The 15,068-nt window shown below is 70.3% G+C and carries 18 protein-coding genes, 1 tRNA gene, 1 pseudogene and 1 riboswitch; of the genes and pseudogenes, 10 read left to right on the forward strand and 10 right to left on the reverse strand.

Annotated elements, in window-relative coordinates; translation table 11 throughout:
* Positions 1 to 17 precede the first annotated feature (17 nt).
* The 3 genes from LG395_RS16865 to LG395_RS16875 form a co-directional block, all read right to left on the reverse strand.
* Entirely contained in the window at positions 18 to 338 is a 321-nt protein-coding gene (locus LG395_RS16865; protein ID WP_225810301.1) for a DMT family transporter, read from the reverse strand.
* A gap of 44 nt (positions 339 to 382) precedes the next feature.
* A riboswitch (guanidine-III (ykkC-III) riboswitch) is annotated at positions 383 to 450 on the reverse strand.
* Between the two features lie 69 nt (positions 451 to 519).
* Positions 520 to 879, reverse strand: a complete 360-nt coding sequence (locus tag LG395_RS16870; protein ID WP_171155827.1) for a GroES family chaperonin — start codon at positions 877 to 879, stop codon at positions 520 to 522.
* A 22-nt stretch (positions 880 to 901) separates the two neighbouring features.
* The gene (locus LG395_RS16875) at positions 902 to 1,231 is read right to left on the reverse strand and encodes a DUF3618 domain-containing protein (RefSeq protein ID WP_225810302.1); all 330 of its coding nucleotides are present in this window, start codon (positions 1,229 to 1,231) and stop codon (positions 902 to 904) included.
* A 93-nt stretch (positions 1,232 to 1,324) separates the two neighbouring features.
* Here LG395_RS16875 and bcp point away from each other — a divergent pair, with 93 nt between their 5' ends.
* From bcp to LG395_RS16885, 3 genes and pseudogenes are all read left to right on the forward strand, one after another.
* On the forward strand, positions 1,325 to 1,792 hold the full coding sequence (gene bcp / locus LG395_RS16880; RefSeq protein ID WP_171155830.1) for a thioredoxin-dependent thiol peroxidase: 468 nt from the start codon (positions 1,325 to 1,327) through the stop codon (positions 1,790 to 1,792).
* A gap of 171 nt (positions 1,793 to 1,963) precedes the next feature.
* Positions 1,964 to 2,107 (forward strand): annotated as a pseudogene (locus tag LG395_RS41895) (zinc finger domain-containing protein); the annotation flags it as partial.
* A gap of 11 nt (positions 2,108 to 2,118) precedes the next feature.
* Positions 2,119 to 2,203, forward strand: a tRNA-Leu gene (locus LG395_RS16885).
* Positions 2,204 to 2,244: 41 nt separating this feature from the next.
* Here the strand turns inward: LG395_RS16885 and rdgB are convergent.
* The gene (rdgB, locus tag LG395_RS16890; RefSeq protein WP_225810303.1) at positions 2,245 to 2,847 is read right to left on the reverse strand and encodes an RdgB/HAM1 family non-canonical purine NTP pyrophosphatase; all 603 of its coding nucleotides are present in this window, start codon (positions 2,845 to 2,847) and stop codon (positions 2,245 to 2,247) included.
* 26 nt (positions 2,848 to 2,873) lie between these two features.
* Entirely contained in the window at positions 2,874 to 4,208 is a 1,335-nt protein-coding gene (locus LG395_RS16895; protein WP_225810304.1) for an SGNH/GDSL hydrolase family protein, read from the reverse strand.
* A gap of 194 nt (positions 4,209 to 4,402) precedes the next feature.
* Between LG395_RS16895 and LG395_RS16900 the strand changes: the two genes are divergently transcribed.
* Together LG395_RS16900 and LG395_RS16905 are read left to right on the forward strand one after the other, a co-directional pair.
* Positions 4,403 to 5,716 (forward strand): DUF445 domain-containing protein, encoded by a 1,314-nt coding sequence (locus LG395_RS16900; protein WP_225810305.1) that lies wholly within the window; start codon positions 4,403 to 4,405, stop codon positions 5,714 to 5,716.
* Between the two features lie 63 nt (positions 5,717 to 5,779).
* A complete protein-coding gene (locus LG395_RS16905) occupies positions 5,780 to 7,333 on the forward strand; it encodes an MFS transporter (RefSeq protein WP_171155836.1) in 1,554 nt (517 codons plus the stop codon).
* A 66-nt stretch (positions 7,334 to 7,399) separates the two neighbouring features.
* On the opposite strand, the gene LG395_RS16910 is transcribed toward LG395_RS16905, so the two are convergent.
* Positions 7,400 to 7,861: a hypothetical protein gene (locus LG395_RS16910; RefSeq protein ID WP_225810306.1), complete on the reverse strand. Its 462-nt coding sequence runs from the start codon at positions 7,859 to 7,861 to the stop codon at positions 7,400 to 7,402.
* 185 nt (positions 7,862 to 8,046) lie between these two features.
* Between LG395_RS16910 and LG395_RS16915 the strand changes: the two genes are divergently transcribed.
* Positions 8,047 to 8,997 carry a GlxA family transcriptional regulator gene (locus tag LG395_RS16915; protein WP_225810307.1) on the forward strand — a complete coding sequence of 317 codons (951 nt, stop codon included), beginning with the start codon at positions 8,047 to 8,049 and terminating at the stop codon, positions 8,995 to 8,997.
* A gap of 11 nt (positions 8,998 to 9,008) precedes the next feature.
* Here LG395_RS16915 and LG395_RS16920 read toward each other — a convergent pair whose 3' ends face one another.
* Positions 9,009 to 9,314 carry a hypothetical protein gene (locus tag LG395_RS16920; RefSeq protein ID WP_225810308.1) on the reverse strand — a complete coding sequence of 102 codons (306 nt, stop codon included), beginning with the start codon at positions 9,312 to 9,314 and terminating at the stop codon, positions 9,009 to 9,011.
* Positions 9,315 to 9,551: 237 nt separating this feature from the next.
* On the opposite strand from LG395_RS16920, the gene LG395_RS16925 reads away from it, so the two are divergent.
* Together LG395_RS16925 and LG395_RS16930 are read left to right on the forward strand one after the other, a co-directional pair.
* Positions 9,552 to 9,977: an Hsp20/alpha crystallin family protein gene (locus LG395_RS16925; protein WP_171155844.1), complete on the forward strand. Its 426-nt coding sequence runs from the start codon at positions 9,552 to 9,554 to the stop codon at positions 9,975 to 9,977.
* A 457-nt stretch (positions 9,978 to 10,434) separates the two neighbouring features.
* Positions 10,435 to 10,914 carry a DUF2267 domain-containing protein gene (locus LG395_RS16930; protein WP_171155845.1) on the forward strand — a complete coding sequence of 160 codons (480 nt, stop codon included), beginning with the start codon at positions 10,435 to 10,437 and terminating at the stop codon, positions 10,912 to 10,914.
* 219 nt (positions 10,915 to 11,133) lie between these two features.
* Here LG395_RS16930 and LG395_RS16935 read toward each other — a convergent pair whose 3' ends face one another.
* Entirely contained in the window at positions 11,134 to 11,334 is a 201-nt protein-coding gene (locus tag LG395_RS16935; RefSeq protein WP_225810309.1) for a DUF397 domain-containing protein, read from the reverse strand.
* Positions 11,335 to 12,180, reverse strand: a complete 846-nt coding sequence (locus tag LG395_RS16940) for a helix-turn-helix domain-containing protein (protein WP_225810310.1) — start codon at positions 12,178 to 12,180, stop codon at positions 11,335 to 11,337.
* Between the two features lie 219 nt (positions 12,181 to 12,399).
* On the opposite strand from LG395_RS16940, the gene LG395_RS16945 reads away from it, so the two are divergent.
* Complete coding sequence (locus LG395_RS16945) at positions 12,400 to 13,035, forward strand: ATP-binding protein (protein WP_171155851.1); 636 nt, start codon at positions 12,400 to 12,402, stop codon at positions 13,033 to 13,035.
* Here LG395_RS16945 and LG395_RS16950 read toward each other — a convergent pair.
* Positions 13,032 to 13,841 (reverse strand): hypothetical protein, encoded by an 810-nt coding sequence (locus LG395_RS16950; RefSeq protein WP_225810311.1) that lies wholly within the window; start codon positions 13,839 to 13,841, stop codon positions 13,032 to 13,034. The two genes, LG395_RS16945 and LG395_RS16950, sit on opposite strands and share 4 nt — an antisense overlap.
* 503 nt (positions 13,842 to 14,344) lie before the next feature.
* Here LG395_RS16950 and LG395_RS16955 point away from each other — a divergent pair.
* Positions 14,345 to 15,055, forward strand: a complete 711-nt coding sequence (locus tag LG395_RS16955; RefSeq protein WP_171155855.1) for a KpnI family restriction enzyme N-terminal domain-containing protein — start codon at positions 14,345 to 14,347, stop codon at positions 15,053 to 15,055.
* Positions 15,056 to 15,068: the final 13 nt, after the last annotated feature.

Here is a 15,068-nt window from a genome sequence, read left to right on the forward strand (position 1 = left end):
TCGTAACCCCTGACGCCTCAGTGACCGCTGGTCGCCTTCAGCCCCACCACGGCGACCAGCAGCAGGCACACGAAGAAGATCCGGGCGGCGGTGACCGGCTCACCCAGCACCACCATGCCGAGCACCGCCGCACCGGCCGCGCCGATGCCCACCCACACCCCGTACGCCGTACCGATGGGCAGGGACTTCGCGGCGTACGACAGCAGGACCATGCTCGCGACGATGCCGGCGCCGGTGAACAGACTCGGGACCAGCCGGGTGAACCCCTCGCTGTACTTCATCCCGATCGACCAGCCCACTTCCAGCAGACCGGCGACGACGAGCAGAACCCAGGCCATGACGGCACCTCCGGGACGCGGCGACTTTCCTACGGGTCACTCCGGGTGCGTCGTCTTTGCCTTCGACCCGGTACGGCGCGTCTCGTCGGGCTCCTTCCGAACATAGCAAAGACACGGCAAAGAGGGCCGGTGACGATGGTCACCGGCCCTCTCGCACCTCGTTCCGCAGGTACGGCCCGCTCTACAGGTACAGCCCCGTGGAGTCCTCCGACCCCTCGAACCGGTCGGCGGCGACGGCGTGCAGGTCACGCTCGCGCATCAGGACGTACGCCACGCCCCGCACCTCCACCTCCGCCCGGTCCTCCGGGTCGAACAGGACACGGTCCCCGGGCTCCACCGTCCGTACGTTCTGACCGACGGCGACGACCTCGGCCCAGGCCAGCCGCCGGCCCACCGCCGCGGTGGCGGGAATCAGAATGCCGCCCCCCGACCGCCGCTCGCCCTCACCGGTCTCCTGCCGCACGAGAACCCGGTCGTGCAGCATCCGGATGGGCAGCTTGTCGTGGTGGGGAGTGCTGTGCTGGTTTCTGTTGGCGCTCACGGCTCGAACCTACCTGTCCCGGTCAGTTACTGCGCCGCCGGGCCCCGAGGGCGAGCAGCCCCACGACCCCCACGACGACGAGCGCGACGGGCACCACCCGCTCCAGGCGCGGCGCCCCCTGATCGTTCACGAACTGTGCCCGTACCTCAGTCACGACCCGGTTGACCTGCACGTACGCCCGTCCGACCGTGTGGTCGACATGGGCGACGGCCTTGGCCTTCGCATCGCCGACGATGGTCTTCGGATGCACCCGCACCCCGATCTCGTCGAGCGTCTCGGCCAGCACTTCACGGCGGCGCTTGATGTCCGCCTCGATCTGCGCCGGGGTTCTGGTGTCCGACGTGTCCGCCACCGTACGGCCTCCGAAGTCTGCTGATGCTGTTCCGAACAGTTTGTCAGCTCTGGGTGGCGCCGCACCGCAAGGCCCCCCGGTTAGGCTGGCCCGATGAGCGAGCGACTCCAGCCGGGGGACGTGGCCCCCGCCTTCACCCTCCCCGACGCCGACGGCACCGAGGTGTCCCTCTCGGACCGCAAGGGCCGCAAGGTCATCGTCTACTTCTACCCGGCCGCGCTGACCCCAGGCTGCACCAAGCAGGCCTGTGACTTCACGGACAACCTGGAGCTGCTGGCCGGCGCCGGCTACGACGTCATCGGCATCAGCCCCGACAGCCCGGAGAAGCTGGCGAAGTTCCGCGAGAAGGAGTCCCTGAGGGTCACCCTGCTCGCCGACCCGGACAAGAAGGTCACCGAGGCGTACGGCGCCTACGGCGAGAAGAAGAACTACGGCAAGACCTACCTGGGCGTCATCCGCTCCACGGTCGTCGTGGACGAGGAGGGCAAGGTCGAACGGGCCCTGTACAACGTCCGCGCCACCGGCCACGTGGCGAAGATCATCAAAGACCTGGGCATCTGACCGGCCCACCGCGCGAACGGCCCGCCCCGGGGAACCCCGGCGCGGGCCGTTTCCCGTGCCCCCGGGCGTGACTGTCCGATAACCGCTTCGTTACTCCGTACGGGCAGCGAACGCGCGCCCGGAACGGAGGGGGCTCGATGGGGGCCGGCGCATACACGAAGGAACGGCTGTGACTGGAGCGACGATCGGCGTGGGAATCTCCGGCTGCTCTGTCCCAACTGCCACGCGGCCACGGGCACCTGGTGCCGAGGGGGCGCACGGCGAGATGTGCGGCCCCGTACACTGAGCGAGGCAAAACGGCCTGTAAACAAATAGTCCGTTTTGGGGCGGCCGTGGCGAAATAGGCGATACGCGCGGGTTTTAGGTGCCCGTGGGAGAAATCCCGTGTGGGTTCGAGTCCCACCGGCCGCACAGGTGAGGGGCCGTCCACCCGGGCGGCCCCTCGTTCTCTCTCAGCCCAACAGCTCCCGCACCACCGGCACCAGCGCCCGGAACGCCTTCCCCCGGTGGCTGATCGCGTTCTTCTCCTCCGGGCTCAGCTCGGCGCACGTGCGCGTCTCGCCCTCCGGCTGGAGGACCGGGTCGTAGCCGAAGCCGTTCGTGCCGGCCGGGACATGCCGCAGGATGCCGGGGAGCTGTCCCTCCACCACCCGCTCCGTGCCGTCCGGCAGGGCGAGCGCCGCCGCGCAGGCGAAGTAGGCGCCCCGGTGCTCGTCGGCGATGTCCGAGAGCTGGGCCAGCAGCAGGTCGAGGTTGGCCCTGTCGTCGCCGTGGCGGCCGGCCCAGCGGGCGGAGAAGATGCCGGGGGCGCCGCCCAGGACGTCGACGCACAGGCCGGAGTCGTCGGCGACGGCGGGCAGGCCGGTGGCCTGGGCGAGGGCGTGCGCCTTGAGCAGGGCGTTCGCGGCGAAGGTGACGCCGGTCTCCTTGACGTCGGGGACGTCCGGGAAGGCGTCCGCGCCGACGAGTTCGTGGGAGAGTCCGGCTTCGGCGAGGATCGCCCTCAGTTCGGTGATCTTTCCGGCGTTGCGGGTGGCGAGGATCAAGCGGGTCATGTCCGCCAGTATTCCTCGCCGCCCGGTCACAGCTCCGCCTGCCCCGCGCCCTTCAGGGTGCCGAGGTCGAAGACCTCGGCCATGGTGCGGTAGCCCAGGTCGCTGGGGTGCAGGTGGTCGCCGGAGTCGTACTCGGGGCGCAGCCGGCGCGGGTCGTAGGGGTCGCGGAGGGTCTTGTCGAAGTCGACGACCGCGTCGTAGACCCCGCCGGCGCGGATCCGCGCGTTGACCTGTTGGCGTACGGCTTCCCGGGCGGGGGTGTAGCCGTGGTGGCCCTGGAACGGCATGAGGGTGGCGCCGATGACCTTCAGGCCGCGGGCGTGGGCCTGGCGGACGAGGGTGCGCAGGCCGGTGACGATGCGGTCGGGGTCGGCGAGCCGGGGGTTGCGCAGGATGTCGTTGATGCCGAGGTCGATGACGACGACCTTGACGTTGGGGCGGTCGAGGGCGTCGCGGCCGAAGCGGGCGAGGCCGCTCTGGTTCTCGGCGGGCCGGCCGAGGCCGTCGGCGAGGACCCGGTTGCCGCTGATGCCTTCGTTGACGACGCTGTAGCGGGGGAGATCGCGTCCGTTGCGCAGGGCGGTGCGCAGCCGGCCGGAGAGGATGTCGGGCCAGCGGTGGTTGGCGCCGGTGGTGGAGGTGACGCCGTCGGTGATGGAGTCGCCGAAGACGACGACGGTGCCGGTGGCCTCGTTGCTGAGGACGTCGAGGGCCGTCACGTACCGCCAGTACGGGGTCCGTCCGGTGTAGGGGGTGCCGGTGGTGTCCTCGGTGCGGTCGCCGGTGGCGACGTAGGAGATCTGCCGGGCGCGCGGGTGGTAGGTGACCGGTCCTGAGGGGGTGGGGGAGTAGGTGGTGACCAGGACGTCGGTGTCGTGCGGGAGGGTGAGGTGCACGGCGTCGCTGACGGCCTGTGCGCCTGCGGGTATGACGACGCCGGGGGCGCCGTTGAAGGTGAGGCGCCGCATCGTTTCCGCGGTGGCGGCCGCGCTGCCGTCGCCCGGGGAGAGGGCGAGGGAGGCGTGGCTGATGGTGAGGGCGGACTGGCCGTACAGGTTGGACAGCGTGACGCGGGCGCTCGTACCGCCGGCGCTGGTGTGCACGACGTTGCGGACGGAGCGGCCCGCGAGGCCGGCCGTCTCGGTGCCGGGTTCGCCGCCGACGGGGGCGGTGGCCCAGGCGCCGACCCAGGTGCCGGTGGAGGCGGGGGCGGCGTGGGAGTCGCGGTGCGGGCGGTTGTCGCCGAGGGTGGTGCGGGGGGTGCCGTCGTCGGCGGCGACGGTGACGTATATGGCGGCGGACAGGGCCACGACCAGCGCGACGAGCGCGCTCAGGACGGCATAACCATGACGCTTGGTCACGCTTGTGTTGTTCTCCTCGACAGATGGGAGCCGGGGCTCCGATCTCGCTCACCCATGATGGGTCATGGGCCGGGGTGATGTGACAGGACCCTGCCACGACAACCCTTCAGACAGACGCCGGGAACTCCTGTTTCGTTCCGGGAGTCGGTCAGGAAGGGACAATTGTGTGCGGGATCACCGAACGGGTGGAGCTGATGGAACCTACCGAGACGGGAACACCGGGGCCGGTCGCGTCGTACAAGACGATGACGGCGTTCACCCCGGCCGACGAGGAGCGGCGGCGCGGGGTGCGCCGGATGAAGGCGACGGCGACGGGCATGCTGCTGTTCGTCGCGGTGGTCTACGTGCTGGCGAAGGCGGCCGGGAACGCGGGTGCCGGTGCGTGGACGGACTACGTGGCGGCGGCGGCCGAGGCGGGCATGGTCGGTGCGCTCGCCGACTGGTTCGCGGTGACGGCTCTCTTCCGGCACCCGCTGGGGCTGCCCATCCCGCACACCGCGATCATCCCCACGAAGAAGGACCAGCTGGGCGTGTCGCTGGGGGAGTTCGTCGGTGAGAACTTCCTCTCCGGGGACGTGGTGCGCCAGCGGCTGCGCGCGGTGGGCATCGGCAGCCGGCTGGGGGCCTGGCTGGCCGAGCCGGAGCACGCGGACCGGGTGACGGCGGAGCTGGCGACGGCGTTGCGGGGCGCGCTGACGGTGCTGCGGGACTCCGATGTGCAGGCGGTGGTGGGTGAGGCGATCACCCGGCGGGCCAACGCGCAGGAGATCGCGCCGGGCATCGGCAAGACGCTGGAGCGGATCGTCGCCGACGGCGGGCACCGGCGGGTGGTGGACCTGGTGGTGGTCCGGGCGCACGACTGGCTGGTGCTGCACCGGGACGACGTGATGGTGGCGGTGGAGGGGGGTGCGCCGGGCTGGACGCCGCGGTTCGTGGACCGGAAGGTGGGTGAGCGGGTCTACAAGGAGCTGTTGCGGTTCGTGACGGAGATGCGGGACATGCCCTCGCATCCGGCGCGTGGCGCGCTGGACCGTTTCCTCACCGACTTCGCCTCCGACCTCCAGTCCGACACGGACACCCGGGCGCGGGTCGAGCGGCTCAAGGGCGAGGTGCTGGGCCGGGGCGAGGTGCAGGATCTGATCGCGTCGGTGTGGACGGCCGTGCGGTCGATGATCGTGGCGGCGGCGGAGGACGAGCGCAGCGAGCTGCGGACGCGGGTGCGGGCGGCGCTGCTGTCGCTGGGCGCGCGGATGGCGACCGAGCCGAAGGTGCAGGACAAGGTCGACAGCTGGGTCGAGGGCGCCGCGGTGCACGTCGTGACGACGTACCGCGGGGAGATCACCTCGTTGATCACGGACACGGTGGCGGGCTGGGACCCCGAGCACACGACCCGCAAGATCGAGGCGCACATCGGGCGGGACCTGCAGTTCATCCGGATCAACGGCACGGTGGTGGGTTCCCTGGCCGGGTTGCTCATCTACACCCTCTCGCGCTGGCTGGGGGCCTGACCGGAGTGTTCGGCCGCGGCCAGGGCACCCGGTATCCCGTCCTTCGACGCGGAGGTAGCGCCCATGAGCACAGCCGAGGCCGGCACCGGCCGGACCCTCACCACCGACATCCCCGCCAGACTCGACCGCCTGCCCTGGTCCCGCTGGCACTGGACGATCGTCATCGGCCTGGGAACCGTGTGGATCCTGGACGGCCTTGAGGTCACGGTCGTCGGCAACATCGCCAGCCGGCTGTCGGAGCCCGGCAGCGGCCTGGCGATCAGTTCCGGTCAGGTCACCGGTGTCGCCGCCGCGCTGTACGTGGCGGGTGCCTGCGTGGGGGCCCTGTTCTGGGGCCGGCTGACCGACCGGTTCGGCCGCAAGAACCTCTTCATGATCACCCTGGCGGTGTACCTGGCGGCGACGGCGCTCACGGCCGTCTCGTGGGAGGCCTGGTGGTTCTTCCTCTTCCGCTTCCTGACCGGTTTCGGTATCGGCGGTGAGTACGCGGCCATCAACTCCGCGATCGACGAGCTGATCCCGGCGAACTACCGCGGCCGGGTCGACCTGATCATCAACGGCAGCTTCTGGCTGGGCGCGGTCGGCGGTTCCCTGCTGTCGATCGTCGCGCTCGACACGGGGCTGCTGGCGAAGGACGTCGGCTGGCGTCTGACGTTCGCGCTCGGTGCCGTCCTCGCCCTGGTCATCCTGCTCGTACGGCGGCACGTCCCGGAGAGCCCGCGGTGGCTGCTGATCCACGGCAGGGACCGGGAGGCGGAGGAGATCGTCTCCGGCATCGAACGCCGGGTGGAGGAGGAGCGGGGCGAGCCGCTCCCCGCGGCCGAGGGCGAGCTGGAGATCCACCAGCGCAAGAGCGTGTCCTTCATGGAGATCGCCCGCACGGTCTTCGGCCGTTACCGCAGGCGGGCGGTGCTCGGCTTCTCCCTCTTCATCGGCCAGGCGTTCCTGTACAACGCGATCACCTTCGGCTTCGGCGCGATTCTGACCAAGTTCTTCGACGTGCCCTCCGGTCACACCGGCTACTACTTCGCGGTGATCGCGGTCGGCAACTTCTGCGGCCCGCTGCTGCTGGGCAAGCTCTTCGACACGGTCGGCCGGCGCGTGATGATCTCCTCGACGTACCTGCTGTCGGGTGTGCTGCTGTTCGCCACGGCCTGGCTGTTCGACCGGGGCTCGCTGAGCGCGGGCACGCTGACCGCCTGCTGGTGCGCGGTGCTGTTCTTCGCCTCGGCGGGCGCCTCCAGCGCCTACCTCACGGTGTCGGAGATCTTCCCGATGGAGACGCGGGCGATGTCCATCGCGTTCTTCTACGCCCTCGGCACCGCGGCCGGCGGCATCAGCGGCCCGCTGCTGTTCGCCGACCTGACGGGCACGGGCCGGGTCGGCGACACCGTCCTCGCCTTCTGCATCGGCGCGGCGCTGATGTGCGCGGCCGGGCTGGTCGCCGCGTTCCTGGCGGTACGGGCCGAGCGCCGCTCCCTGGAGGACATCGCCCGCCCGCTGACGGCGGTGGCCGGCCGGGCCAAGGCCGCGGCCCAGGGCACCCGGCCGTCCCGGGGCACCCCGGGTTCGCAGGGCCACGGCCCCACGGCACCGCCGGCGGCCAGCAGGCCGTGAGAGGCAGGGGCCGGGGGCCGGGTCGGTGAGCGTCGGGCGCCTGCCGTGGAGCCGGGTCGGTGAGTGTCAGGCGCCGGTCGTGGAGCCCGGCCGGACGATCATCAGGACGGTCACCGCGGCCCACAGCAGGTTGAACAGCCCGGTGACCATGCCGAGCCGCGCGGCCCGCCCGGCGCCCGCGCTTCCCCCGAGGAGCGCGGACTGGGCGGGCAGCACCAGTGCCGCGAGGACGAGGGCCGCGAGGGCGGTGAGGGCGATCGACACGATCAGCCAGGCGCTGCCGAGGACGCCCATCTCGCTCGCGGTGGCGAACCCGAAGACGGGGACGACGACGCCGACCGCGGCGTAGACGCGGCAGATGCGGTGGAGCAGGCGCAGGGTGCCGGTGGGGTCGGGGTGGCCGCCGTCGCCGGGTCCGGTGGCCAGGGCGCGGCGGGCGGCGGGCGGGAACATGCTGGCGGCGACGGCGACGGGACCGACGGCGAGGATCGCGGCGATGACGTGGACGGAGAGCAGGAACTTGGTCACGGGGGGACGCTAGAGGGCGCGGCAATCCGACAGAAGTGGCGGGATTGCCGGTGCCCGACGGATTCCCGCCAGATCCCGCCAGAGGGCGCCGGTCCACTTGACCGGCGCCCTCCGGTGTTGCCGGTCCCGGACCGTCACAGGCCGGCCCGGTTGGCGACAACCCGTCGTACGGCTACCTTCCTGCCATGCACACCGTGGCCGTACTGGCGCTGGACGGCGTCATCCCGTTCGACCTGTCCGTACCCATCGACACCTTCGGCCGGGCACGGCTGCCCGATGGCCGGGAGCCGTACCGGGTAAGGGTCTGCTCGGCGCGGGACGAGGCGGACGCGGGAGCCTTCACGGTCCGGGCGCCGTACGGCCTCCAGGCCCTGGCGGAGGCCGACACGATCATCCTGCCCGGGGTGGCGCCGCCTCCGGAGACGCTGCCGCCCGGGGTCGCCGAGGCCCTGCGCGCGGCGGCGGCGAACGGCACCCGGATCGCCTCGATCTGCGTGGGGGCGTTCCTCCTCGCGGCGACGGGCCTGCTGGACGGACTGCGCGCGACGACGCACTGGGTCGCGGCCCCGGACCTGGCCCGGCGCCACCCGGCGGTGACGGTCGACCCGAACGTCCTGTACGTCGACAACGGCCAGTTCCTGACGTCGGCGGGCGCCGCGGCGGCACTCGACATGTGCCTGCACATGATCCGCAAGGACTTCGGCTCGGCGGTCGCCGCGCACGCGGCCCGGCTGTCCGTGATGCCGCTGGAACGGGAGGGCGGGCAGGCCCAGTTCATCGTCCACGACCTGCCCCCGGCCCCGGCCGGTACCACCCTGGAGCCCCTGCTGGCCTGGCTGGAGGACCACTGCGACCAGGACCTGACCCTGGCCGAGATCGCGGCGAAGGCCGGCATGAGCACCCGTACCCTCAACCGCCGCTTCCGGGAGCAGACCGGTACGACGCCCCTGCAGTGGCTGCACCGGGCGCGGGTGCGACGGGCCCAGTACCTGCTGGAGACCACCGCGTACCCGGTGGAGCGCATCGCCGTCCAGACGGGCTTCGGCTCGCCGACGGCGTTCCGGGAACGGTTCCGGAGGGTGGTGGGGACCAGCCCGCAGGCGTACCGGAGGGCGTTCCGGGCGGGGGTGTCCTGAACGGAGGGGGCTCAGGCGGGCTTGCGGTCGGCGACGGCCCAGGAGGCGAGGGCGACGGCGCCGGCGACGCCGAGGACGGACGGCCAGGCGCCGATCTTCTTGGCCAGGGGGTGGGACCCGGCGAACGCGGCGACGTAGGCGGCGGTCAGCGCGCCCGCGGCCTTCCCGCCCGCCCGGGTGCGCCACTGCTGGGCCGCCGCCGCGCCGGCGACGGCCAGGACGGCCCCGCCGAGCTGACGCTTCCGGGTCCAGCGGGCGACGCCGTAACCGCCGACGAGCCCGGTGGCGGCGACGACCGCGCTGGGAACTGCGGCCATGATGGCCTCCTCGTGTCCGTTTTCAGTGCCGTTGGGTCTGGCCCGAGGCTAACGCCGGGCCGAGGGCGACGCGCGGGCGGGGCGGGGAGCCGGAGGTGCGCCCGAACCGTGTCGGAGCCGTGCCGATCCGCAGCCCGGGCTGAACCTGAGTCGAGGCTTGTCAAGTTTCCGGCGGAGAGTTATATAAGAAGCCGTAGGGCATCGCACCCCGGCCCCTGATGGAAGGAGTGACCTGTGATGCTCATGCGTACGGACCCGTTCCGGGATTTCGACCGGCTCACGCAGCAGCTGTTCGGCGCGAACACCCGCCCCTCCGTGATGCCGATGGACGCCTACCGTTCCGGGGACGAGTTCCTCGTCCACTTCGACCTTCCCGGGATCGACCCGGAGACGATCGAACTCGACGTCGAGCGCAACGTCCTCAACGTCCGCGCGGAGCGCCGCAGTCCCGCTCCCGAGGACGCGGAGATGCTGGTCGCCGAACGGCCCACGGGTACGTTCACCCGCCAGCTCTTCCTCGGCGAGACACTCGACACCGACCGCATCGACGCCTCGTACGAGGCCGGCGTCCTGACCCTGCGCATCCCGGTGGCCGAACAGGCCAAGCCGCGCCGCATCCAGATCACCGGCGGGGGCGGCGACCGCAAGGAGATCAGCGGCTGACACCGCCGGACCAGCGGCTGAAAATCGCCGCCCAGGCCGTGCGCCGGACAGGGTGCGCGGCCGCTCGCGACGCGTGACAACCACGTGCCCCGCATGCCGGGCCGGCAGGCGGGGCACACAAGCGCACGGCAGGACCGAGCGGCGCCTGCGGCCCAAGAGGCGCCTGCGGCCCAAGTGGCGCCTGCGGCCCAAGTGGCGCCTGCGGCCCAAGTGGCGCCTGCGGCCCAAGTGGCGCCTGCGGCCCGAGAGGCCGACGCGGTCCAGGCGGCCGACGCGGCCCGAGCGGCCCACGCTCCCCAGCGGCCCACGCGGCCCAAACCACCTATGAGGCCCAAGGCGGCCCAAGCGGCCCAAGCGGCCCATGCCGCACATTGGCCGAACTCCCGCCCATGCCCGCCGTATTACGGGGTACCGGGCTTCCGGTGCCCCGAAGCGTCCCGGAAGAGGAGCCAGCACGATGACCGTGACGACCCCGCAGCCCAGAACCACCATCGCCACCCCGTCCCTGCGCCCGCGCGTCAAGGAGGAGCCGGAGGCCGCCGACTGGCTGGAGCTGACCGAGGCGGTGCGTGACGCGGGCCAGTACCCGACGAGGGCGGAGGCGGAACGCGTCACCCGCATCGTCCTGTCGGCCCTCGGCGGCCACGTCACCGGCGACGAACGCGTGGCCCTGGCCCAGGCCCTCCCCCGGGAGGCGGGCCGCGTCATCGCCTCCCAGATCCCGGCGACCCACCCGCTGACGGCCCGCGAGTTCGTGGAGTCGGTGGCCACCCGCATAGAGGGCTCGACCCCCGCCACGGCCCGCTGGGACGTCAGCTCGGTCCTGAGCGTCCTGTCGACCCACGTCGGCGAGTCACTGACCACCCGCGTCCTGGAGCAACTCCCTCCGGGGTACGCGCTGCTGTTCGGCAGGGCGGCCCTGGCGCCGCACCACTAAGCAGGGGTCCAAGGCTCTGGCTGAGTCCCGTGCGCCGACAAACGGACCGGCACCGACCGGGCGTTGCGGCCAACACTGCCGTGTGCGCTACTTGGCGGCCCCGGAGGGCACGGATACGCCTACGACGACCAGGGTCCGGCCACCTCGCCGGGCCTTGGTCGTCCTCCTCCACGGCCTGGCAGGCCACACGGGCGAATGGGACGACCTGGCGGCCCCGGTTCAGCCCTTGATGACCACGGCCAGGAACTCTCTCCAGGCATCGGCAGACACGGCCAGACGCGTACCACCAGGCTGCTTCGAGTCGCGCAGCAGCACGCCGGCGGGCACGACAGCCGCCTCCACACACTCGGTGGCGTTGCCACCGCTGTACGACGACTTGAACCATGCGGGCTCGGCGACGGGCTGCTGACTGCGGGACACTCACAGCTCCTTGAGGGCGCGGTGGATAAGAGCGGAGGAAGCCTCCATGTCCAACGCTTGCGCCTGCAGATACTCGAACGCAAGTCTGTATCTGTCTAGTTCCTCATCCTTTTCAAGGAACAGGGACCCGGTATGGAAGTCGACATAGACCACGTCGAGCCCTGGCTCTGGGCCACCAAAGACGACGAAGCTGCCGAGCGCGGCTGCATGGGCACCCTTGGAGAACGGCAGTACTTGCAGCGTGACGTGAGGTGACTCGTTCGCCTCAAGCAGCCGGTCAAGCTGCTCGCGCATGATGTCAGGTGACCCCACGACCCGGCGGATCACGGATTCGTCCAAGATGGCCCAGAGGTACGGCGGCTTCGGCCGGCCGAGAATCTCCTGCCGCTTCATGCGGATGTCCACGAGCCGCTCGATCTCCGAGGCGTCCAGCGGAACTTCGTTGGCCTTCTGCAGGGCGGTGCTGTAGGCGCGGGTCTGGAGGAGCCCGGGCACGTAGACACAGCAGAAGTGGCTCTCCCGAACCGCCTCGTCCTCCAAGGTGAGGAGGAGGTTCATCTCCTCCGGGATGGAGTCGGCGAAGGAACTCCACCACCCCTGTTGCCGGGCGTCCTTGGCCAGCGTGACAACCGCACGCCGTTCAGCCTCGGTTGCCCCGTACTCGCGGCACAACGCGTCGACGACGATCCATTTGACCGGTCCCGCCTTGGTCTCATAGCGGCTGATGGTCGCCTTGGAGACACCCACAAGCTGGCCTGCCTCCTCCAGGGTGAGGCCGGTGCGAGCACGCAACTTGCGCATCATGGCACCCAGTTGCCGACGCCGTGTTGTGGTCCGTTCGGACATGCGGCTCCTTCGCCGTGTGCCGGGCAGCGTCCCGGAGGTTCCTGGCCAGGCTAGGCAGCGTGGTGGGCGGAGACCATCAGATTCACTCGATGGATTGTCGTGAGAAGTTGCACAGCGAGAGTTCTCCTGTGCCATGCTCACTCGCAGGCCGCTACGCACTGCAACCGTATGAACGCGGTCGGCGCAGGCAGGTGCGTGGCTTCGCGAGGAGGAGTACCCATGCCCGGCCCCGACCCCACCGACCCCCGTTTCCGCTGTGTCCTGCCGTTCGAAGCGGTTCCGGCAGAGGTGCGGCTGCTGCGTAGAGCAGCGGCCTCTCAGATGCACCGCTGGGGAATGCCCGCCTGCGTTGAGGAGGCGGAACTCCTCGTCACCGAACTGGCGACGAATGTGGTGAAGCACGTCGGTGAGGGAACGTCGGCCACGCTGGTGCTGGAGTGGAGGCTCGATCGTCTCCGGCTTGAAGTCCACGACAGGAGCCCGGCACTGCCCTCGGTTCAGGCGCGCAGCTGCGAGGAGGAGTGCGGCCGAGGCCTTCACTTGATCGCGGCACTTGCACTGGACTGGGGCGCAGTGCCGACGGCCGCCGGCAAGGCGGTGTGGTGCGAGGTGTCGGTCGACTCCGGTAAGGACTGCCGGCGCATCGAGCGTGCGGTGGCCGTTCTGGAGTGGTATCAGGTGAAGGCCCGGACTGTGGCGTGGGCGGGACGTAGTGGCGCCGCGGCACTCGACGAGTCAGTAGTCGAATTGATTGCCGACCTGCTCCACTGGACCGCTGCCCGGGGCCAGGATCCAGACGATGTCCTCGACCGTGTTCAGATGCACTACGAGGCGGAGCTGGGAGGGGTGGCCTAAGCGGTACCGTGTGGTTTGCGCGTTTGCGCAGCGGTCAGCAGCAGGGCTTCAGCGTTACCTGGGGCGCCGGAACTGAGGAGTTCCAGCGCGGTGCGCAGCACTTCGCGGTCGGGCTTGTCCCGTCCATAGATATGGAGAAGGTCCCTGGCGAGATCCTCCTGGCCTTCCTGGGTCAGCAGGACGACCAGCAACGCTGTCTCTGCCGGGCTGTAGGCGTCCGCCGTATGCCGCAGGAGCGCCAGCACCTCATCCGCTTGCCGGCCGTCGCCGCCCAGAGCTTCCGCTCGCCTCGCGACGTTCCGGGCGGCCGCCGTGTCAAGTTCAGTCCGCTGCCGGTACCCCGCCCGACGGGGTACCGGCAGCGGAGCGGCGGCCGGAGCGTCGGGCGAAAGGGCCGGTGAGCCGGCTTCGAGGAGACTGACCCGTTCCCGCAGCGAGGCGGCTTTCCGTCGCAGCACCGTGTACTTCCGCTGGAGAGTCCGCAAGCTGGCGTCCTTCAGTGAGGCTTGCTGGCGCAGCGAGTCATGTTCCGCGCCCAGTTCCTCGATCATCCTCCTGAGCTGATCATTCTCGTCACGAAGCGCGCTTAGTTCTCTGGATGCCGACTCCAGGTCCGCGCTCAGGTGCGGGGTGATCGCGCCGTTCTGCGCCCTCGCGTGCAACAGGCACAAGTGGTCCAGGGTTACGCCGACCTTGATGCCACGCTTCGAGGCGTCAGCACTCGCCTCCTCGAAGAGGATCTCCACCGATCTTCGCTGCGGCAGCGCCTTCCCGCTGAGCGCCCTAGAAAGTGCACTTTCGCTCATTTTGAGCCGGTTGGCGACCTCGCTCTGAGTCGGGCTGTGCGTAGGTGCGTCGGCACCCTCCGGCGTGATGAGCAGGAGAGGGCAAAGGTCCTGAAGGGCGGAAGCGAGTTCACGCCTGGCTGGAGAAAGGCCACTGCTGATGGGCTTTTTCGCCCATGCGTATGGAGGGCGACTGCTCCTGCTGTACGGCACGTTCTTGAGACCTCCCCGTTCTCCAGCAAGTAGGCCTGTCAGTGAGCCCGTTGCTGGGTTGCTGACTCATTCTGCCGTAGTGGTGGCGGAGTTGTGCTTGCTTTTGATGAGCAAGGCTTGCTTTGTATCGGCAAGTGTTCAAAAGGGGATTGAATCTCGGCATCTGTCGTGTTCACTGGACGTCAGCCGCTCTTGGGGCGGGGGGTGGTCGTGAGGCGAAAGCTTGTGCAGGAGCAGCGGTTCTTGTGCCGCTATGCGGCAGTTCGCGCCTTAAGGCCAGATTCAGGTAATTGCCACATGGGAGGGAACGGATGACCGCGCTGCCATCTTGGCGGGACACGACTTACGAGGGCCGCAAGCTCGGAACCATGGCGCGCGTCGCGCTGTGGCTCATTCAGGAGGTGCAGGAGGACGGCACCTTCACCAAGGGCGACCTGCGGGCCGCCTTCCCGGACGTGGCGCAGATCGACCGGCGCATGCGTGACCTGCGTGACCGCGGCTGGGAGATCGCGACGAGCCGCGAGGACCCGACGTTGCGCCAGCAGGAGCACCGATTCCGGACCAGGGGTGCTGACGTCTGGATTCCGGGGCAGTCGAAGGCGCCCGTGCACAAGAGCAGCATCACCAACGCGCAGCGGGCCAAGGTGTTCCACGATGACGGCTACCTCTGCCGGACCTGCGGCGTGACGGGCGGTGAGACGTACGGCGACGGGGGCCTGGAGCAGGCAGTGCTCAACGTGGCACGCCGGCCGGTCGTTCAGCCGGACGGCAGCGTCGAGTACCAGCTCGTCACGGAGTGCCAGCGGTGCGGCCGGGGCAACGTGGACCGGACCGTGCACATGGCGGACGTCCTGGCGGAGATCGAATCGCTGGCACTGGTAGAGCGGAGGGTGTTCCGCGGGTGGATCGCCGCCGACCGCCGGTCCCCCAGCGCGCTGGAGAAGTTGTGGGCGCTGTACCGGACGCTGCCTGCGGACACACGCAAGGCCATGGCCGACAAGCTCGACGGCACGGACGACTGAGACAGGACGGGAC

The sequence above is a fragment of the Streptomyces spinosus genome, from assembly GCF_020400655.1.
Taxonomy (GTDB): Bacteria; Actinomycetota; Actinomycetes; order Streptomycetales; family Streptomycetaceae; genus Streptomyces; species Streptomyces argyrophylli.